We start from the raw sequence: 20316 nt of genomic DNA, 5'->3' as shown, positions 1-20316 counted from the left end.
AGCGTCAAAATCGTGTCAATCCTGTGTACACTAGATGTGGTTTCCTTTTCATTTATATGGCGGGGTTGTACAATAAGATTATAAGAGTCCGGGGAGGAATTATTTGTGAGTGAACAAATTTCAATTTTAGTTGTAGATGATGAAGATCGTATTCGTCGTCTCATTCGAATGTACTTAGAACGTGAAGGATACTTAGTAGAAGAAGCAGAGAATGGTGTAGAAGCCGTAGAGAAAGCTTTAGAAAATGACTACCACTGTATCATTTTAGATATCATGATGCCAGAGATGGACGGCTTACAAGCGGCAGAAAATATTCGTGAGAAAAAGACAACACCAATTGTCTTATTAACAGCAAAAGGCGAAGAAGCGAATCGTGTACAAGGGTTTGAAATTGGTGCAGATGACTATATTGTAAAACCATTTAGTCCACGTGAAGTTGTATTGCGTATTAAAGCGATTTTACGCCGCTCAGCTGCTTACTCACCTATTTCATCTACATCTGCTTCAAAAGATTTAGTGGTCTTCCCGCATCTAACAATTGACCATGATGCGCACCGCGTTTCAGCAGATGGGGAAGAAGTGAACTTAACGCCGAAAGAATACGAATTACTTTATTTCTTAGCGAAGTCACCAGATAAAGTATTTGACCGTGAGCAGCTATTAAAAGAAGTATGGCATTATGATTTCTTCGGTGATTTACGTACAGTAGATACACATGTAAAGCGTTTACGTGAAAAGTTAAATCGCGTATCAGAAGATGCGGCGAAGATGATTGTAACGGTTTGGGGCGTAGGTTATAAATTCGAGGTCGTAAATGACTAGAATATGGAATAGTGTTGTCGGGAAGCTATGGGTAACCATATTGCTTCTCGTTTCATTTGTACTGTTTATTTTCACAGTACTCATGCTCGAATTTTTATCGAATTTTAATACACAACAAGCAGAAAAAACATTACGCCAAGAAGCTACAACCATTGCACGAATTGTGAATGAACATGATTCGCTCGCTGCTACAGAATCCATTATTAACGATATTTTAGGAGAAGAAACGAATGCTTTAATTTCTTCTAAGCAAGGGAAGATTCAATATTCACTTCAAGAAGGGTTAAACCAAAAAGAAATTCGTGAAAAAATCATTCAAAATCATGCTTTTGACAAGGTCTATGAATCAGATGAACCGATTGTAAAAGAGATGTTATTACCATCTACAACAGATAAAGAACATATGGAGAATTATATTGTACTCGCGTCGCCGATTAATGTAGACCAAAAAGTGCATGGTGCAGTTTTCATCTATCAAAGCCCAGATGCTGTTCATCGTACGACAAAAGAGACAACAAAAATCGTCTTTTTATCTGCTGCAATTGCTTTAGTGTTAACGACATTCTTTGCGTTCTTCTTATCAAGTCGTATTACTTCACCGCTTCGTAAAATGCGTGAAGCTGCATTTGAAGTCGCAAAAGGCAAGTTCGATTCAAAAGTACCTGTATTGAGTCGTGATGAGATTGGACAGCTTGCAACAGCCTTCAATCAAATGGGTAGACAGTTAAAGCACCATGTGGAAGTCATTAATCAAGAGAAAGAACAGTTATCAAGTATTTTAACGTCTATGACAGATGCAGTAATTACGTTTAATCGTGATCGTACGATTTTGTTAAGTAATCCACCAGCAGAGTTGTTATTACAAAAATGGTTCTTATCGAAAGAAGATCAGTCAAAACCATTGCCAATAGCTATCTATCATATGCTAGAACATGTACTTGATTTAGAAGAAGAACTAGAGGAAGAATTAGAAATTGATGGTGCATATTATGTCATTTCAATTAGTCCTTTATATAGCGCTGAATCAGTACGTGGTGCAGTAGCTGTTTTACGAGATAAGACAGAAGAACACCGCCTTGATAAATTACGTTCAGACTTTATTGCGAATGTATCACATGAACTACGCACGCCGATTTCGATGCTTCAAGGATATAGTGAAGCGATTTTAGATGGTGTTGTATCATCTGAAGAAGAACGAAATGAAATGATGCGTATTATTTATGATGAATCACAGCGTATGAGCCGATTAGTAACCGATTTACTCGATTTAGCGCGTATGGAATCTGGGAAGATGCGTTTATATCTTGATGACTTAAGTATTAATCAAGTATTTGAACGTATGACACAGAAGTTCGTACAGCGCGGGAAAGAAAAAGGAATCGAAGTAAGTTATGAAACAGAGTTCTCAGATGATGCGCGCGTTCACATTGATGAAGACCGCATCGAACAAGTTGTAACGAATTTAGTGGATAACGCAATTCGTCATACAGCAAGTGGCGGCCATGTAAAGGTGCTAGCAGACCAATATGCAGGACAAGTGCGCATTCGTATTCAAGACGATGGTGCTGGTATTCCGAAAGAAGACCTTGCATATGTCTTTGAACGCTTTTATAAAGCAGATAAAGCACGAACAAGAGGTAAGGGTGGCACAGGTTTAGGTTTAGCTATTGCGAGTAATATTATTAATGCACATCGAGGTCGTATTACAGTAGAAAGTGAAGTAAATGTAGGTACAACCTTTACATTCTTCCTACCACTACCAGATGAAATTTAATGAATAAAGAAAAAGTCTTGAATTCGAGAGAAACTTCTCTTTACAATTCAAGACTTTTTTTGTATGATGAATGTGTGAAAAAAAATAAATACGGTTCATCTTCGGGGCAGGGTGTAATTCCCGACCGGCGGTAATGAAGTGTTTAACATTTCTCAGCCCGCGAACCTTAACAGGTTGATTTGGTGCAACTCCAAAGCCGACAGTATAGTCTGGATGGGAGAAGGTGAAGGTACAGCGTTGTGTTCAAAAAAATGAGTGAACAACGTTTATTTAATGTTGCCTAATTCTCCCGCGTAGAAGTACTTCTACGTGGGATTTCTATTTTAAATAAGCACACGCAGCCTTACCTCTTTTTGAAGTGATCCGCAACAAAAGGAGAAAACAGAATATGAAGAACAAGAAGTTACGTCGCATGATTGCAATTGGGATGTTAAGTAGTATTGCATTTTTACTACACTTAATTAATTTCCCAATTCCGCCATTCCCGAATTTTTTAGAGGTAGATTTCGGTGATATCCCAGCGTTAGTCGCAATGATTATTATGGGACCACTTGCAGGGATTTTAGTCGAGTTACTAAAGAATGTCATTGACTGGGTATACACAGGTAGTCCAACGGGGGTACCTGTAGGGCATATGGCAAACTTTGTAACAGGCTTATTATTTATCCTTCCAACGTACTTTGTTTATAAAAAATTAAGTACAAAAAAAGGATTGGGAATTGGTCTTGTTGTAGGTACAATCTCTATGGCAGTAGGTATGAGTGTATTAAATTACTTCGTCTTTATGCCAATGTATAATTACTTCTTAAACATGCCTGTTGAAACAGGGGCTGCATTACGTGCTACAATCGTAGCGGGTGTGCTACCATTCAATATTATTAAAGGTGTTCTTGTAACAATTGTCTTCCTACTATTATTTAATGTAATGGGTAAGTGGATGACGAAAGAACGCAGAAGTTTCCAAGCATAACGATAAAAAAGCTTTGGCATTTTCTTAAATGCCAAAGCTTTTTGTATGAGTTTTAATGTTGTACACGTAGTAATTGCGCATGTAATAAGCGATTTCGTACAACAATACCTGCTAATGCAGATAAAATGGCTTTAATCACACCAACAAGTAAGAATGGATAGACACCACCCATAAATGCACCAGTCCAAGATAAATCAGCACTGAATTTTAGCCAGATTGTACCGAAAGCAAGTGTTACAATCATTCCGATAATATTAGCAATGATTGCTTGTACCTTTGTAAAACCGAATCTTTCAAGGTATAAACCGATTGCTACAGCTGCTGGTAAGAAGCCGATAATATAGCCACCAGTTGGTCCTGCAACAACGCCTAGACCACCTGACATACCACTGAAGACTGGAATCCCAATTGCGCCTAGTAATATGTAAATAAACACAGATAGTGAGCCATAACGAAGTCCTAGAATTGTAACAGCTAAACCAATTGCAAATGTTTGTCCTGTAATTGGAATGAGTGGCAGTGGAATCGTAACCTGTGCAAAAATCCCGATAATTGCTGCGAATAATGCGGAAAGAATCCACATCTTCAATTGTTCATTTCTCATAAAAATCCCCTTTGTGTAAACTTATTTTAAAACTAGTTAACCAAAATATAATGAAAAAATGAAAAAAGGTCAACACTTTTTTTCGTGACAACAACGTAAAGTATGCGACGAATATGACAGAAAAATATCATTTTAAAGTAACAACTTACAATAAATGTCAGAGAATTTGCAAAAAGATTAGAAATATGTATAATAAGACAAAGACGATTGAACAAATTAAAAAATAAGAAATTTGCTTCAATATGAGAAAAAATGACTGATAAAATAGAGAGGGGAAGCTTTGTGACCGAAAGGAAACTACTCAGTGCTTTCATTACATCTCTTGCTGCGTTTTTTATATTACCGATGCTATATAGTAATCAGCAAGATGATTTTTTGACTTCGGCATTAAACATTAGTATGTATTCATTTCCTTTGATTTTTACATATGGATTAATCATATCCTATGTATCGGACTTTTTTGCTTCATCCAAACGAAATATTTCAGGTGTATCTTTTTTATTCCATTCTTTACTAGGTTCAACAGTAGCTGTACCGATTTTTATTTATAGTTGGATGAATGATGAAGTCGAAACGGCGATGCAACCAGAAATTTGGACAGCAGGCTTTACATTAGGCGCGGTATTTTTCACAGCCGATGTTTCGTTAAAGTATTTAGGGAAGTATTTAGTATTAAATAGAGGAGCTTAGTTCATTCGAATGAATTGGGCTTTACGTAATTTGAAACATACATAACTAAAAGTATAGAAGTATAACATATGAAAACAGGTTGGGATATACGTGTAAAAAATATCATCCCACATAAGCATAAGAAAAACTGGAATCGCGCTGTGGCGCGGTTCCAGTTTTTCATTGCGAACGCTAAAAAGGAAAGTGAAATATTTGCCCAATCTTTTCTTACGATTATTGGGAAGGTGATTTAAAGTAGTCAAAGATAAACTGTTGGAATTTTTGAGCAGCAGGTGATAAATAACGTCCTTCAGACCAAGCCATACCAATAATACGCTCAGCATTGACATCTGTTAGTGGGATTTTGGTAATACGTTTTTGATTAATTTCATCACCTTCAGGCAGAATTGATACACCGAGTCCAGCAGCTACAAAACCAGCAACGGTTGCTACTTCATCGCCTTCGAATGTAATACGTGGTTCAATATTTTTCTCTTGGAATAACTCATCCATTTGAATACGAAGGGCATAACCTTTTTTTAATAAGATGAAAGATTCTTGACCAAGTTCTGTTAATGTAATCGACTCTTTATTTGCTAGCTCATGGCTGCTTGGTACAATCGCAACTAATTGCTCCCGCCATAACTCCCGCCATTCAATTGGCTTCTCTACTTCCATTTCTGCAAGTAAACAAAGATCTAAATCACCAGACTTCAATTCGAGTAATTGTAAATGCGTATGGTTTTGTTTTAAAGAGAAGTGGATTTGTTCATTTTTTTTACGGAAATGTCGAATTAAATCAGGTACCACATTCGTTCCGAGGGTGTGCAAAAAACCGAGTGATACTTCACCATGATTGGGGTCAACAATTTGTTGAATCTCCTGTAAACCAGCCTGATATTCTCGCATAATATTATGTACACGTTTTACAAATAGTTCGCCGTAGCGATTGAGGCGAATTGAGCGTCCTTGACGTTCGAATAACGGGACCCCAAGCTCGTCTTCTAATCTGGCAATAGAGCGACTAAGAGCAGGTTGAGAAATGGATAATTGTTCTGCTGCTTTTGTCATATGCTGAATTTTTGCGAGCATTTGAAAATACTCCAGTTGTTGCCATTCCATCTGTTTTCCCCCTAAACTTTCATAAATGTAATCGTTCTTTGATCCGCGTCATATAAACACCATTCGCGATGAAAGATGACAGAACCGACATTGATGGCATAACGTTTTTTTGTTAAATGAATAGGTTCATTCCATTTGAAAGGTTGTGTAATTCCCTTATGGAAAAGTGCAGAATGATGACTATGCCCAAAAAAAGTAAGTGGCTCACTATTTTTTTTAATGACAGGTGTAACATCATCTAACCATTCAAATTGATGCCCGTGAATTAATAGAGCGCCTTCAATCTCCATTGTTTCAGGTAAAGATTCAAAAAGTGTTTGCCCAGTTACTTGCATGATGCGCAATTCTTGGTTTCCGATAATAGAAGGGAAATCAAGTAGTTGAATGAAATCATATGGTAATTTAGCAGCCACATGTAAAGGAAGTGACTGTTTTTTATGTGCCTTCTTTTTACTAATCGTACATTCAAATAAATCACCCAAGCCGATACGAATAGCAGAAGAAGCTGTTGCATCAATATGTTCTAAAACGGATTGTGTATCCTCTTTATGGGAATGTAAATCCCCTAATAAAGCATATTTCATAAAATAACTCCTTTTAATCCTCAATTAATAATAGTTTACCAAATAATTAGGTCACTTTATATAAACATGTATTTTTAAAAAAGCATAATATGGGTAAATGAGTAAAAAATAGTATAAAGAACTTGTATCAATGATATGATAGAAGTCATTCTATGGGGAAAAGGACGTGTATCTGTGAAAGATTTAAATAGAATGAAGCAATCAAATAGTACTCGCTATTGGTATTCTTTTAGCGAGCGCCTCTTTTACACCAATAATATTAGTACATGCGAAAATGACTTCACAAGAACTAATACAGAAAAAGTTAATAATCGATAAGAAAATTATACAACTAGAACGTGAAATAGAAAGACTCCAAGCGAATCTACAATATAAAATCAAAGAATTTCGTCAAACACAATCGGATATTGCAGATACAGAAAAAGAGTTAAAAGAAGTAGAAGGACGTATGCAAGATCGCTCAAAAATAATTGATGAGCGCATGGTTGCCTATCAAAGTCAAAAATCAACGATTAATTTATACGTCGATGTGTTATTAGAGTCAGAGAGCTTATCTGATTTATTAACAAAATCAATATCAATTAAAACATTATTAGATGCAGATCGTTCATTACTAAATCAACAAACAGAAGATCGAGATGAATTAAAGACATTGCAAATAACGCTACAAATGAAAAAAGAAAAGTTGCAAAAACAATTTCAAGCGATGCAAGAACAAGAAAAAGATTTAGAAGTGAAAAAAGTAGAAAATAATGCTAAATCTTTAAAATTAAAAGAACAAATTGCAACAAAGAAGAAAAAAGAGAAATTAGAACGTGAGCGAATCGTCAAAGAAAAAGAAGCAGCTCGTTTGAAAGCTTTAGCAGAAAAAGAATTTTTAGCACAACAAGTAGCTGGAGAGTCAGAAGAAGTAGGAGCAGCGATGAATGCAGGGAATGGTACAAATGGAGCGAAGGTAACAGATGCGAACCAGCAAGTACCTACTGTCGAAGGTTCAGCAAAAGTTAAGACAATTATAGAAGAAGCAAGTAAATATCTAGGAACATCTTATGTATGGGGAGGTTCTAATCCAGCAACGGGCTTTGATTGTTCAGGTTTAACCCATTGGTCATTTAAAAAAGCAGGTATATCTATTCCTAGAACTTCTGCAGCACAGTATTTAGCATCTAAAAAAGTTAGTGCCACAGAAGCACGAGCAGGAGATTTAATCTTCTTTAGTTATGGAAGTGGCGTAGCGCATGTAGGGATTTATCTAGGGGATGGACGCATGTTAAATGCTCAAAATAACGGTGTCGTTGTTGAGTCATTAGATTGGTGGAATCAATATTTAGTAGGATATGGACGCTTCATATAAACGATTTATCAAAATCTAGAATTGCCTTAGCAAGAATAGATTTTGATAAATTTTTCATGGTACACTAGTATAGGCAATTATGTACATAGAATAAGGTATTTTCATAATTGTGTAAAATGGTTACAATAAAATACACAGAAGGGAGCTTTTCTTGTTTGAATAATAAACTAAATCCAAAGATTTGGTTTGTATTATCAAACTTATTGATTGTTTTTTTAGGAATTGGATTAATTGTTCCAGTTATGCCGACGATTATGCGTGAAATGGGATTAGACGGAAAAACAATGGGATATCTCGTTGCCGCTTTTTCATTGACGCAATTACTCGTTTCACCCATTGCTGGAAAATGGGTAGATCGTTTTGGGCGTAAACGCATGATTGTTATCGGGATGTTCATCTTCGGATTATCTGAGTTACTATTTGCAGTAGGTCATGTTGTTGAGTTGCTTTATTTATCACGTTTTATTGGTGGGATAAGTGCTGCTTTTGTCATGCCAGCCATTACAGCATATGTAGCCGATGTTACAGATATCAAACAACGTCCAAGAGCGATGGGCTATGTATCAGCCGCAATTAATACAGGATTTATCTTAGGGCCAGGAATTGGCGGTTTTTTAGCGGAAATTAATATTCGCGCACATTCTTCACAGCAGCTCTTTTAGGGTTTATTGGTGCTGTTTTTTCGGTTCTGTTTTTAAAAGAACCAGAACGAGAACAAGTGCACTCTGAAAAACCAATAAAAACAGAAGCAACAAGTTTGAAAATTTTACTACAACCAATTTTCTTTATACCTTTTTTAATTATTTTTATTTCTTCTTTTGGACTTTCGGCATACGAAACTATCTATGGGTTATTTTTAGATCGACAATTCCAATTCACAGCGAAAGATATTGCGATCTTATTAATTTTGAGTGGTGTACTTGGTACGGTATTCCAAGTCTTTTTATTCGACGGTTTAACACGGAAATTAGGAGAAATTAATTTAATTCGTATCTGTATTTTTGTAGCCGCAATAATGATGATTTTTATGATGAATGTATCATCATTTATATCAATTTTACTTGTGACATTAATGGTCTTTTTGACTTTCGATTTAATTCGTCCGGCCTTAACAACATATTTATCTAAAGTTGCTGGTCAACAACAGGGATACATTAGTGGATTAAATTCGTCATTTACAAGTGTAGGGAACATTATTGGACCAATTATTGCAGGTGCATTATTTGATTACCAAGCATATTCACCCTATGTTTTTTCGATGGCTGTGCTGTTAATTAGTTTAGTAATCGCTATGTTTTGGAGACAACCAAAAAAGTTATTGTAGGGGGCGTGTAACATGCATTTACACAAAAAACTTTCAATGAACTACCCAATTATACAAGCACCAATGGCTGGTGTGACAACACCTGAAATGGTCATCGCAAGTCTAGAGACAGGAATTTTAGGCTCGATTGGTGCAGGGTATATGTCTGCAGATGCAACACGAGATTTTATTCGCCAAGTAAAAAAATATTCATCTAAACCATTTTTAATTAATCTTTTTGCACATGAAGTACCACCAGTTGTACAACACGAGATTACCATTGCAAAACAAGCATTGATTGATGCGAAAATTGACAATCAAATTAAAAGGGATGAGGTGAAATTGTCTAAATCCCAATATGATGAGCAATTAGCTGTTGTTTTGGAAGAAGGTGTTGCCGCTTGTTCGTTTACATTTGGCGTACCTACACCTTTACAAATTCGTCTTTTAAGAGAAAAAGGTATTCTCGTTTTCATTACAGCTACTTCACTTGAAGAAGTTCATGTAGCGAGTCAATTGGGTGTAGACGGTATATTCTTGCAAGGAATGGAAGCAGGAGGTCATCGTGGTTCGTTTATTGAGCCATTTCAGTATATACCGTTAAAAGATTTATTTACACAGGCAAAAGATATAACGAATATTCCGTTAATTGTTGCAGGTGGGATTGCAACAAAAGAACAAATGGATTGGTATTTAAAACAAGGGGCAGAAGCGATTACATTAGGAACTGCTCTATTAGTAAGTGACGAAAGTGGCGCTCCTTCAGCACATAAAGAACGTATTTTATGTGCGGAAACAGATGAAACCGTTCTCACAAAAATGTTTTCTGGAAAACCAGCTCGAGGTATTATGAATGGTTTTATTGAAAAGATGGAAATGATGCCTGTTGCTCCTTTTCCATATCAAAATGATTTAACAAAAGGGATTCGTGCAAGAGCAGCTTTTGCAAATAATTCCGAGAATATGTCTTTATGGGCAGGAACAAATTTACACCATGCAACGAAAGGAACAATTCGAGAGATTATTGAACGATTTGTTCATGCAGATTTATAAAATAAAGCGAGAATCGTACGTGAACAGTACGTTTCTCTTTTTTTATGTATGAAGCATAAAAAAAGAAGCAGGAATAAGATCCCTACTTCTTCGCTTATTATTAAATACCTAGAATATTATAGCCAGAATCTACATAAATAACTTCGCCTGTTACACCGCTTGAAAGTTGGCTTAACATAACAATTGTCATATTCGCTACTTCTTCTTGTGTAATGTTGCGACGCATTGGTGCAGCTTCTTCGATTTTATTTAGAATTTGATTAAATGATGGAACAGCTTTCGCTGAAATTGTTTTGATTGGTCCTGCTGAAATGGCATTTACACGAATGTTGTCTTGACCGATATCTGCTGCTAGATAACGTACAGATGCTTCAAGAGCTGCTTTTGCGATACCCATTACATTGTAGCCTTCTAACACACGGTCAGCGCCTAAGTAACTCATCGTTACAATCGAACCGTTCTCTGTCATATAAGGATGTGCAGCTTTTGCAACAGCGATTAATGAATAAGCACTTGTATCTTGTGCGAAAGCATAACCATCACGAGATGTTTCAAGGAAGCGGTTTTTTAAATCCTCTGTTAAAGATGAAGCAACAGAGTGTACGATACCATGAATAACACCACGTTTTTTACCGATTTCATCAAATGCTTGTTGGATACTCTCATCACTGTTAACATCACATTGAATGACATCATAAGTAGACGCATCAACATCTGCTAATAGCTTTTGTAATTTTGCTAGTGAACGATCTTTACGGTATGTAAATGTAACGTGTGCACCAATTGAGAATAATGATTTTGCAATACCCCATGCAATACTACGGTCGTTGGCAACACCCATTACGACGATATTTTTATCTTTAAAGTTTAATAAATTTTCCATAATAGCCCCCTACATATAGTTACTATTAGTACCTGATACTAAAATTTTAACGTACTCATAGCGCGAATGCAACTATTATTTTGCAACAAAGCCAAATACATTTTTAATAAGATGAACAGAGGCAAGGCTTAAAATGCTCGCTACTATGAGTAATAATACATGTCGAACATTCTCAGAGAAAAAATAAAGAGGCGTAAAATGTGTCATAAATTGAGCGTATGCAGCACCTAAAATAATAAATAACACGAGTTGAATGGAATAGTTGATAAAATATTTCATTTTAAACCTCCTTATAATCATAGCAGTATGTATATAACACGATACCCATTTAAAGTAAGTATAAACTAAATTGAGAGAAAATTGAAACATTTAATAACAAAAGAAAAGAGACTAAAGCAAAGGCTCAGTCTCTTATCGTATTATTCGTATTTTAATGCATCGCCGTCGAAAGTTTCATCGGCAACCTTAATTGAGTCAGTTGGACAACCTTCAAACGCGTCCTCCATGTCCTCCATTAAGTCTTCTGGTACTTCAGTTGTCCCTGTGTTATTATCTAAAATAACGAAGGCAATACCTTCATCATCGTAGTCATAAATATCAGGTGCAGCAGCGCCACAAGCGCCACAAGCGATACAAGTATCTTGGTCTACAATTGTAAACTTAGCCATATATTTTACCTCTCCTTTTGTGTCGTTCCCAATAGCTTCATTCTTATTCTAAAGTGCTTTGCATTTCATTTCAACCATAATCAACGAAACGAGGAGGAATTTGGCTTGTTTTTTGAACAATTATTATTACATATACTTCAAAAGTATGATGGACAACGAACAGTGTTTTCTGCATATCATTTATTAAAAGGGAAAAAGTCAGGTCAAACTATTCAAGATGTAGGGTTATTTCAATTACAGCCATACTTTAATTTATTCCCTCGTTTAACAAAAGAGAAATTTTATACACAAATTCAACATCTAGAACAAAAAAATAAAATTACGATTTCAGAAGATGAACATGTACACGTTCTAGTTGCACCTCACCTCACATTTGATGGTTTAGATGGTTGGCATTTACGCGGTGGTGAACATGTTTTTTTTGACCGATTCCAATTAGTTGTGCAAACGATTTCTAATCTACGTATGCAAGAGTCGCGCTTTTTACCGATTGTACGAGATGAACGTGTGCAACAGTTTGTTCGTCAGTATTTGACGTGGCTACATTATCAAGAAGAAAAGCAACAACATGCTTTTATTGAAGCTTTCCATCAATTGCTAGAAGAACTTCCTGTGACTGAACAAGAAAAAAATATCTTCATGTATCGCTTGAGCGGGTTTCAACAAATTGGTTGGACATGGCAACAATTAAAAGAACAAACGAATAGTTCGGAACTTGATTTACAATTACAATATGTACATACACTCCATCATATGATTCGTTTTATTGAAGAACATGTTATCGCTTTGTTTGAACCACTTTTATATCAAGTGCGTGTACAAACAGTGTTAACAGCTTCTACACAACAAACAGCTAATTTATTGATGCAGGGAATGAACATGGAACAAATTGCACAGATTAGACGTTTGAAGATGAGTACAATTGAAGACCATATTGCAGAAATTGCAATGAATGTGCAAACTTTTCCGATTGAGCAATTCGTACCAAATGAGATACGTTTAGCAATTGAAGCAGTTGTATCTGAAGTAGGGAGTAAAAAACTTAGACCAATCAAAGAAAAGATACCAGAAGCGAGTTATTTTCAAATTCGCTTAGTTTTAGCATGGGCAGGGGGTGTTTAAATGTTAGAAGAAGCATTAAAAAAATACTTTCATTACGATACATTTCGTCCAGGTCAAAGAGAAGTGATTGAAGCTGTTTTACAAGAAAAGGATGTGATTGCACTTCTTCCAACAGGGAGTGGAAAATCACTATGTTATCAATTGAGTGGTTATCTTTTAAATGGAGCGGTAGTCATCGTTTCGCCATTACTATCACTCATGCAAGATCAAGTAGAGCAGATGAAGCGGTTTGGTGAAAAACGCGTAGTTGCCATCAATTCATTTTTACAAGGCGAACAACGTGAACGTGTGTTAGCGAATTTACAAGCGTATCGCTATATTTTTGTATCGCCTGAAATGTTAGGACAAAAAAGTTTTAAGCGAGCTCTTTCGCGTGTTCATATTGCATTAATTGCAGTAGACGAAGCACACTGTATTTCTCAGTGGGGGTTTGATTTTCGACCAGAATATTTAAATATTGGTGATACTATTCGTACATTTTCACGTGTACCAGTTTTAGCATTAACAGCTACTGCAACGAATCGTGTGAAAGAAGATATTCGAAAATATTTACATATGGAAAATCCTTATGAATGGATTTCAGCTGTGGATCGCCCGAATATTTGCTACCAAGTAGTACCTATTCAAAAACATTATGAGAAAATAGGTTGGTTAGTTGCGCATGTACAACATACGACTTCACCTGGCATTATTTATACACAATCACGTAAGAAAACAGAAGAATATGCAGAAGCTTTACGTGAATCTGGCGTGCGTGTAGCAGCCTATCATGCAGGGATACAACAAGATGAACGGCAATTGATACAACATCAATTTATTGCAGGTGAGCTTGATTGGATTGTTGCGACGAATGCTTTTGGTATGGGTGTTCATAAAGAAAATATTCGTCAAATTATTCATGACCATCTACCAAGTTCGATGGGGAATTATTTACAAGAAGTAGGTAGAGCTGGACGAGATGGTGAACAGTCTTTTGCAACATTATTATTTACAGAAGAAGATGATCGTATTACAAAATCAGTGAGTGTAATGGATTACCCTCAAGAATTTCATATTGATGAATATGAGCGGTTAGCGAATCAAGGCGTTAATCCTTTTATTATGGTAGAAGAAAGTAGAATCACTGAAACAAGTTATCGTATTTTACATTATTGGATGCATAAATTACCAAAAATAGAGGTAATAGAACAAATAAATCGAATGAAATTTGAAAAAGTGAAAGAAGTCGACCAATTGCAACAAATTTTAACAGGGAAAGACTGTATAAGAGAAGAAATTAGCCGATATTTTGAACAGGAACTCCTAACGAAGCCTGTGTTATGTTGTTCCGTATGTGGTCTACCAGAAGACGTAATACCGAAGAAGCGATTAATAAAAGAAGCATCAGCTCAACTTTTTTCATGGCAAGAACGTTTTAAACAAATATTTCCAAATTAAATTGAGATTCATTTACTTTTATTAAAATTTTAGTCATAATAGTATTATGATTATATAGAAAAAGGGGGATACACATGTCTCAAAATGATTATAAAGAGCGCGTAGAGGCGCATCGCCAATCCATCCAAGTAGAAGGTAATGGGACAAGTGAGAAGCCTACACGCATGTCACGTAAGCAGCAAAGAGAAGCAAAGGGTGGTGGGAAACCGCCGAAAAAAAATAAGAATAATTCTCTTTTGACAGTGTTAGCAGTTGTCTTTGTTATGATTCCAGCCGCTATTTTAATTTATACATTCGTTATTAAATCGGATACACCTACTAAAGAAGCTCCGAAAGCAGCAGGCACTGAACATGTAGAGATTGAAACAAATCAAAATGACGAAAAAGACACAAAAGAAACACAGAAAAAAGAAACACAAACAAAAGATTCAACAGCTAAAGCTGATGATGTAACAAAAGAAGAAAAGCAAGCAGCAAAAGAAAAAGAACAACAAAAGCTAGCAGAGGAAAAGGCAGCAAAAGAAAAAGAAGCGAAACAAAAGGCTGAGCAAGAAAAAGTAGAGCAAGAAAAACGAGCTGCTGAGAAGAAAAAAGAAGAAGAGGAAAAGAAACAACCAGTTGAAACTGTAAAACCTTCTTCAGCTTATACAGCAGCAATTCAAGGCGGATATTTACACAATGCTGTAGAAGGCGACACGATTCAAAGTATTTCAATTAAATACTATGGTAGTGAAGCATATGTGAATCAAATTAAACAACTAAATGGAATTACGGCGGATCGCGTACCAGCAGGGACAAAAGTAGCTTTAATTAAAACACAATAAAAATAATCGTTCTTATATTTCAAAAGTCATAGGTATCACATAATATGGAGAGGAATCGTTTTGTAAAATGATTCCTCTTTTATTTTGGTGGAAAAGGGAAGAGTACACATAATTCAAATACTGTTTTTTAAAAAAGAGAAGCGTATAATATGATAGAAGAGTTTTTTAGAAATAAAAGGAGTGACAGATATGCGTCGAGAAGAAGCTATTATTGTTGGAGGAGGTCCTTGTGGATTATCAGCAGCAATTGCTTTGCAAAACATTGGTTTGAAGCCGATTGTAATTGAAAAGGGGAATATTGTGAATTCAATTTATAATTATCCCACCCACCAAACATTTTTTAGTTCAAGTGAAAAATTAGCCATTGGCGACGTTCCTTTTATCGTAGAAGCACAAAAACCTAAAAGAAATGAAGCGCTTGTCTACTATCGTGAAGTGGTTAAAATGAAAAATTTAGATATTCATCGCTTTGAAGAAGTACGTCATGTAGAAAAAGACGGTGAGGAGTTTGTTGTCGAGACATCAAAAGAAGTGTACCGTACACCATATGTAGTCATCGCGACAGGGTACTACGACCATCCAAACTATATGAATATCCCTGGTGAAGAATTACCGAAAGTGATGCATTACTTTAAAGAAGGGCATCCCTATTTTGATACAGATGTATTAATTATTGGCGGTAAAAACTCTGCGATTGATGCAGCGCTTGCACTTCATAAAGCAGGTGCACGTGTAACAGTTGCTTATCGTGGCAGTGTTTATTCGCCAAGTATTAAACCGTGGGTGTTACCTGACTTTGATGCACTCGTACGTACAGGTGAAATTATCATGCATTTTAATACAGTTGTAACAGAAATTCGTTCGCATGAAGTCGTTCTTGTTGAAGAAGGTGTAGAAAAAACAATTGAAAATGATTTTGTTTTCGCTATGACTGGATATCATCCGGACCATCGTTTTATTAAAGAGATGGGTGTTGAACAAGATGTAGCGACAGGACGACCTGTTTTTGATGCTGAAACGATGGAAACGAATGTACCGGGACTTTTCATTGCAGGTGTTATTGCTGCTGGAAATAACGCGAATGAAATCTTTATTGAAAATGGACGATTCCATGGAGAGCAGATTGCCAAATGTATTGAACAAAAAAAGTAAAATCTTAAAAAAGAGGGAACGCTTAACTGGCTGTTCCCTCTTTTCATATTTTATTAGTTTCGATAGAAAAACTCAGCAATTGAGATTTTAGGGTTTTGTTCATTTAATGCGACCAATAATTTTAAACGCGCTTTTTGCCCGTTAATCCCATTTGTATAGATAGCGCCTAAATCCTCAAGCATCTTCCCACCGCCTACATAACCATAAACACCTTGAGCAATCCCATTAAAGCAACGTGACACAATGACAACAGGAATACCGTCATCTAATAGTTTTTGAATACTGGGTACAATCGAAGGTGGAACATTTCCTTGCCCAAAACCTTCGATAACTAAGCCGTCGTATTTAGCTAATCGAATGGCTTCAACGATATCTGCTTCCATTCCTGCATATGTTTTGAGTAATGCAACACGTTTTTTAAAATCATGCACTTCTGCAAATTCGCGAAGAACAGGTGAATGATGAAAATGAATATTTTTGTTTGTAATCAGACCGATTGGGCCATATTGAGGTGATTGGAAAGTAGCAACATTACTTGTCGATGTTTTTGTAACATTTGCTGCAGCATGAATTTCATCATTCATGACAACTAAAACACCTAATCCATGTGCTTTTTCTTCACTAGCAACACGAATAGCAGCTACTAAATTATAAATACCATCTGAACCAATTTCATTAGATGAACGCATTGCACCTGTTAAAATAATGGGGATGTCCGTATGAATAGTTAAATCTAAGAAATAAGCTGTTTCTTCTAATGTATCAGTACCATGTGTAATGACAATACCATCATAAGCTGCTTTTTTTAGTTGTTCTTCAATTATTTTACGTAGTGTCAACATGTGCTCAGGTGTCATATGTGGAGAAGGAAGATTGAAGGCATCAATCTCTGTAATATGTGCAAACTGTTCTAATTTTTCACGCTCTTTTGTTAAGGGATTGACTTCATCAGGGACAACTGCACCATTTTCTTCAACATGCATTGAAATTGTACCACCTGTATGAATTAATAAAATTTGTTTTTTCAATATGAATACCTCCTATTAATATCGCGTTCGCTAATGCTATAATAAGCAGTAATAAAGGTGAGAGGAGCTTAATTATGTTCATCTTATTATCTGTTGCGATTGCACCAGGACTTGCTTTGTTTAGTTTTTTTTATTTACGCAATCAAATGGCAACAGAACCTAGAAAAACATTGCTACAGTCATTTATCTATGGCGCAATTTTAACATTTCCAATCATGTTTTTACAGTATGTATTTAAAGAAGAACAAGTCTTTCAACATATAATTGTGCAAGATGTCTTTTTTACAGGCGTTATTGAAGAATTTTTTAAGTGGATTTTTCTGATTTTAGTTATTTATCATCATGTTGAATTTGACGACCCCTATGATGGCGTATTGTACGGGGCAGCTGTATCTTTAGGTTTTGCAACGGTTGAAAATGTGATTTATTTAATGTCTTATGGCATGGACACAGCGTTTTTACGCGCAATTTTACCTGTTTCAAGTCATGCTCTATTTGGGGTTGTGATGGGTTATTATCTCGGTAAAGCAAAATTCCAGTCTTCTCAAGCGAGTTTACGATACAGGGCACTTGCCTTATTTGCCCCGATGACCTTACATATTTTATACAATGCGATTTTCATTTCTCAAAATCACTGGGTATACTATATGGTTCCATTTATGCTGTTTTTATGGTGGTTTAGTTTACGAAAAGTAAAGCAAGCACATAAAGCGCTGGTTCAATTATTGATTCAAAAAGCGAATTAGTTCAAAGGTTGTGTATCTGTATTATGATATGTGTAAATTGAAATGTTTTTTTGAAAGAATTGTGGAAAAAGTTGTGTTATAATGCCATAATATACATATAATTAAACAGATATGGGTGAAAAGTATGGAGATTAAATTAGGTACAAACTTACTGTTAGCGCCTTATGATGAAGAAACAGATGAAAAGTTTAAATGTAAAGTAGTTGATCAACAAGGAGATATCTTATTTATCGATTATCCTGTTAGCACACTGACACATCGTACAGCTTTTTTAATGGAAGGAACTCGTTTTCGTGCATCTTATATTGATGAAGCGAAGATTGGGTTCAGTTTTAAAACAACAATTATGGGACGCGAAAAGGGAAATATTCCAACATTAAAGCTTGCTCTTCCATCAGATGAAGAATTTGAAAAAGTACAAAGGCGAGAATATGTACGCGTCGAGACACCAGTTGATGTTGCAATCTATCGTAATGAACATTATAGTCAATATGTATCAGAAGATATTAGTGCAGGTGGATTAGCGATTATTGCTTCACAAGCAGATCAATTTAAGCCATTAGAACAAGTTGAGCTTACGATTGCACTTCCCTTTGAAAACCGAGAAGAAGGTGTAAAATACGTACAGACTTCAGCTGAAGTAATTCGTGTCATTGATCAAGAAGGTGTTATTATTGTACCGCTTAAATTTATGAATACAGACGAAATTGACAAGCAGCATATCTTACGTTTTTGTTTTGAACGTCAGTTGTTAATTCGAAAAAAAGAAACAAAAATTTAATTTTAAAAATGACATTTCATGGACAAATTCGTCGTGTTGAAATGTCATTTTTTCATGTTCTCAAGTGGTACAGTTACGCATTTTTTATGGTACAATGTTACGAAAGAAAGGGTTGAACAAAGTGACAAAGAAAATTCAAATTGCAATCGATGGACCAGCTGGAGCTGGTAAAAGTACAATCGCAAAAATTGCGGCTGAAAAATTAGGTTATACGTATATTGATACAGGTGCGATGTATCGTGCTTTAACATATAAAGCATTACAACATCAAATTGATTTATCAAGTGAAGAAGCAGTAACAACATTACTAAAACAAACAGTAATCGAACTACAACCGTCTCCAAATGGCCAACTTGTATTTTTAGATGGGCAAAACGTATCAAGTGAAATTCGCTCAAATGAAGTAACAAGTCAAGTTTCAACTGTTGCAGCTCATGGCACAATGCGTGAAATTATGGTTGAACGTCAATATGAGATGGCTGAAAAAGGCGGCGTCATTATGGACGGTCGTGATATTGGAACAGCTGTATTACCGAATGCAGAGTTAAAAGTATTCATGTCTGCAACAGTAGAAGAACGTGCGCGTCGACGTTATGAAGATAATAAACAACGTGGTATTGACTCGTCATTTGAAGCGTTAAAAGAAGAAATCGCACTTCGTGACAAGATGGATAGTGAACGAGAAGCTTCTCCGCTTGTACAAGCAGAAGATGCTATTTATTTAGATACGACAGAATTATCAATTGATGAAGCGGCAAACGCAATTTTAAAATTAGCGAGTGAAAGGATGGCATAAGATGGACTTTTACCATTTTGCACGATCAGTTGTTTATGCAGCATTAAAACCACTCTACCGTATTCAAATTATCGGACAAGAAAATTTCCCTAAAGAGGGTGGTGTCCTACTTTGTTCAAATCACATTGACGAATTAGACCCACCAGTTGTTGGTGTAACAGCTCCTCGACCAGTTAATTTTATGGCGAAAGAAGAATTGTTTAAACTACCAATCCTTAAGGGTATATTACCAAAGGTACACGCTTTCCCTGTAAAACGTGGTTTAAGTGACCGTCAAGCATTACGAACAGCAATCTCTTTATTAAAAGAGGGGCAAGTTGTCGGTTTATTCCCAGAAGGAACGCGAAACCGCACAGGACAATTAGGAAAAGGTTTCTCAGGTGCAGGCTTTTTTGCACTACGTGGTGGTGATGCGGTCGTCATGCCATGTGCAGTTATTGGACCTTATAAGATGTTCCGTAAAGTAACGGTAGTTTATGGTCAACCAATCGATATGACACCTTATCGTGAAAATAAGGCAAAACCTGAGGAAGTAACTGAAGTAATTATGGCGAGTATTCAAAAATTGTTAGATGAATATCACCCAGATAATAAAAAATAAAGGGTAATTTTTGTCTTTCTGTT

The 20316-nt window shown here is 35.9% G+C and carries 22 protein-coding genes, 1 pseudogene and 1 riboswitch; of the genes and pseudogenes, 16 read left to right on the top strand and 7 right to left on the bottom strand.

Going from position 1 to position 20316, the window contains the following annotated elements; genetic code table 11:
• Nucleotides 1–105 precede the first annotated feature (105 nt).
• The 3 genes from ACKVQX_RS00750 to ACKVQX_RS00740 all read left to right on the top strand — a co-directional run bounded on the left by ACKVQX_RS00750 (nucleotide 106) and on the right by ACKVQX_RS00740 (nucleotide 3566).
• Complete coding sequence (locus tag ACKVQX_RS00750; protein ID WP_068454504.1) at nucleotides 106–822, top strand: response regulator transcription factor; 717 nt, start codon at nucleotides 106–108, stop codon at nucleotides 820–822.
• Nucleotides 815–2596 (top strand): ATP-binding protein, encoded by a 1782-nt coding sequence (locus ACKVQX_RS00745; RefSeq protein ID WP_409135927.1) that lies wholly within the window; start codon nucleotides 815–817, stop codon nucleotides 2594–2596. Before ACKVQX_RS00750 ends, ACKVQX_RS00745 begins: the two co-directional genes overlap by 8 nt.
• 93 nt (nucleotides 2597–2689) lie before the next feature.
• Nucleotides 2690–2825: riboswitch (FMN riboswitch) on the top strand.
• Between the two features lie 159 nt (nucleotides 2826–2984).
• Complete coding sequence (locus ACKVQX_RS00740; protein ID WP_068454497.1) at nucleotides 2985–3566, top strand: ECF transporter S component; 582 nt, start codon at nucleotides 2985–2987, stop codon at nucleotides 3564–3566.
• A 52-nt stretch (nucleotides 3567–3618) separates the two neighbouring features.
• On the opposite strand, the gene ACKVQX_RS00735 is transcribed toward ACKVQX_RS00740, so the two are convergent.
• Nucleotides 3619–4170, bottom strand: a complete 552-nt coding sequence (locus tag ACKVQX_RS00735; protein WP_068454494.1) for a biotin transporter BioY — start codon at nucleotides 4168–4170, stop codon at nucleotides 3619–3621.
• Nucleotides 4171–4452: 282 nt separating this feature from the next.
• On the opposite strand from ACKVQX_RS00735, the gene ACKVQX_RS00730 reads away from it, so the two are divergent.
• Together ACKVQX_RS00730 and ACKVQX_RS00725 are read left to right on the top strand one after the other, a co-directional pair.
• The gene (locus ACKVQX_RS00730) at nucleotides 4453–4860 is read left to right on the top strand and encodes a hypothetical protein (protein ID WP_068454491.1); all 408 of its coding nucleotides are present in this window, start codon (nucleotides 4453–4455) and stop codon (nucleotides 4858–4860) included.
• A gap of 68 nt (nucleotides 4861–4928) precedes the next feature.
• Nucleotides 4929–5093: a hypothetical protein gene (locus tag ACKVQX_RS00725; RefSeq protein ID WP_165442635.1), complete on the top strand. Its 165-nt coding sequence runs from the start codon at nucleotides 4929–4931 to the stop codon at nucleotides 5091–5093.
• Here the strand turns inward: ACKVQX_RS00725 and ACKVQX_RS00720 are convergent.
• Both ACKVQX_RS00720 and ACKVQX_RS00715 read right to left on the bottom strand, forming a co-directional pair.
• Nucleotides 5074–5961 (bottom strand): LysR family transcriptional regulator, encoded by an 888-nt coding sequence (locus tag ACKVQX_RS00720; protein ID WP_068454488.1) that lies wholly within the window; start codon nucleotides 5959–5961, stop codon nucleotides 5074–5076. The two genes, ACKVQX_RS00725 and ACKVQX_RS00720, sit on opposite strands and share 20 nt — an antisense overlap.
• Nucleotides 5962–5972: 11 nt before the next feature.
• Nucleotides 5973–6545: a metallophosphoesterase family protein gene (locus tag ACKVQX_RS00715; RefSeq protein WP_087680113.1), complete on the bottom strand. Its 573-nt coding sequence runs from the start codon at nucleotides 6543–6545 to the stop codon at nucleotides 5973–5975.
• 274 nt (nucleotides 6546–6819) lie between these two features.
• Here ACKVQX_RS00715 and ACKVQX_RS00710 point away from each other — a divergent pair, with 274 nt between their 5' ends.
• The 3 genes and pseudogenes from ACKVQX_RS00710 (at nucleotide 6820) to ACKVQX_RS00700 (ending at nucleotide 10255) form a co-directional block, all read left to right on the top strand.
• Nucleotides 6820–7899: an NlpC/P60 family protein gene (locus ACKVQX_RS00710; RefSeq protein ID WP_409135926.1), complete on the top strand. Its 1080-nt coding sequence runs from the start codon at nucleotides 6820–6822 to the stop codon at nucleotides 7897–7899.
• Nucleotides 7900–8054: 155 nt separating this feature from the next.
• Nucleotides 8055–9223: pseudogene (locus ACKVQX_RS00705) on the top strand (MFS transporter).
• Nucleotides 9224–9235: 12 nt separating this feature from the next.
• Entirely contained in the window at nucleotides 9236–10255 is a 1020-nt protein-coding gene (locus ACKVQX_RS00700) for a nitronate monooxygenase family protein (RefSeq protein WP_068454479.1), read from the top strand.
• Between the two features lie 100 nt (nucleotides 10256–10355).
• Here ACKVQX_RS00700 and ACKVQX_RS00695 read toward each other — a convergent pair whose 3' ends face one another.
• The 3 genes from ACKVQX_RS00695 to ACKVQX_RS00685 all read right to left on the bottom strand — a co-directional run bounded on the left by ACKVQX_RS00695 (nucleotide 10356) and on the right by ACKVQX_RS00685 (nucleotide 11806).
• A complete protein-coding gene (locus ACKVQX_RS00695) occupies nucleotides 10356–11138 on the bottom strand; it encodes an enoyl-ACP reductase (RefSeq protein ID WP_068454476.1) in 783 nt (260 codons plus the stop codon).
• 75 nt (nucleotides 11139–11213) lie between these two features.
• Complete coding sequence (locus ACKVQX_RS00690) at nucleotides 11214–11417, bottom strand: hypothetical protein (RefSeq protein WP_068454473.1); 204 nt, start codon at nucleotides 11415–11417, stop codon at nucleotides 11214–11216.
• A 140-nt stretch (nucleotides 11418–11557) separates the two neighbouring features.
• Nucleotides 11558–11806 (bottom strand): ferredoxin, encoded by a 249-nt coding sequence (locus tag ACKVQX_RS00685; RefSeq protein ID WP_068454470.1) that lies wholly within the window; start codon nucleotides 11804–11806, stop codon nucleotides 11558–11560.
• 105 nt (nucleotides 11807–11911) lie between these two features.
• Between ACKVQX_RS00685 and ACKVQX_RS00680 the strand changes: the two genes are divergently transcribed.
• From ACKVQX_RS00680 to ACKVQX_RS00665, 4 genes are all read left to right on the top strand, one after another.
• Complete coding sequence (locus ACKVQX_RS00680; RefSeq protein ID WP_325921796.1) at nucleotides 11912–12928, top strand: helix-turn-helix domain-containing protein; 1017 nt, start codon at nucleotides 11912–11914, stop codon at nucleotides 12926–12928.
• Entirely contained in the window at nucleotides 12929–14365 is a 1437-nt protein-coding gene (locus tag ACKVQX_RS00675; RefSeq protein WP_409135925.1) for a RecQ family ATP-dependent DNA helicase, read from the top strand.
• Nucleotides 14366–14439: 74 nt separating this feature from the next.
• Nucleotides 14440–15189, top strand: a complete 750-nt coding sequence (locus ACKVQX_RS00670) for a LysM peptidoglycan-binding domain-containing protein (RefSeq protein ID WP_285216048.1) — start codon at nucleotides 14440–14442, stop codon at nucleotides 15187–15189.
• Nucleotides 15190–15378: 189 nt separating this feature from the next.
• Nucleotides 15379–16341 (top strand): YpdA family putative bacillithiol disulfide reductase, encoded by a 963-nt coding sequence (locus tag ACKVQX_RS00665; RefSeq protein WP_285216049.1) that lies wholly within the window; start codon nucleotides 15379–15381, stop codon nucleotides 16339–16341.
• A 53-nt stretch (nucleotides 16342–16394) separates the two neighbouring features.
• Here ACKVQX_RS00665 and ACKVQX_RS00660 read toward each other — a convergent pair whose 3' ends face one another.
• Complete coding sequence (locus tag ACKVQX_RS00660) at nucleotides 16395–17369, bottom strand: asparaginase (RefSeq protein ID WP_068454455.1); 975 nt, start codon at nucleotides 17367–17369, stop codon at nucleotides 16395–16397.
• Nucleotides 17370–17443: 74 nt separating this feature from the next.
• On the opposite strand from ACKVQX_RS00660, the gene prsW reads away from it, so the two are divergent.
• The 4 genes from prsW (at nucleotide 17444) to ACKVQX_RS00640 (ending at nucleotide 20293) form a co-directional block, all read left to right on the top strand.
• Complete coding sequence (gene prsW / locus ACKVQX_RS00655; RefSeq protein WP_068454452.1) at nucleotides 17444–18115, top strand: glutamic-type intramembrane protease PrsW; 672 nt, start codon at nucleotides 17444–17446, stop codon at nucleotides 18113–18115.
• 124 nt (nucleotides 18116–18239) lie between these two features.
• Nucleotides 18240–18896, top strand: a complete 657-nt coding sequence (locus ACKVQX_RS00650; RefSeq protein ID WP_068454450.1) for a flagellar brake protein — start codon at nucleotides 18240–18242, stop codon at nucleotides 18894–18896.
• A 121-nt stretch (nucleotides 18897–19017) separates the two neighbouring features.
• Nucleotides 19018–19692, top strand: a complete 675-nt coding sequence (gene cmk, locus ACKVQX_RS00645) for a (d)CMP kinase (protein WP_197409919.1) — start codon at nucleotides 19018–19020, stop codon at nucleotides 19690–19692.
• A gap of 1 nt (nucleotide 19693) precedes the next feature.
• Nucleotides 19694–20293, top strand: coding sequence for a 1-acyl-sn-glycerol-3-phosphate acyltransferase (locus ACKVQX_RS00640; RefSeq protein ID WP_068454446.1), 600 nt, complete (start codon nucleotides 19694–19696; stop codon nucleotides 20291–20293).
• Nucleotides 20294–20316 lie beyond the last annotated feature (23 nt).

This window comes from Kurthia sp. ISK08 (genome assembly GCF_046159805.1).
Lineage (GTDB): Bacteria > Bacillota > Bacilli > Bacillales_A > Planococcaceae > Kurthia > Kurthia gibsonii.
This window is presented reverse-complemented; position numbering and strand designations above follow the sequence as displayed.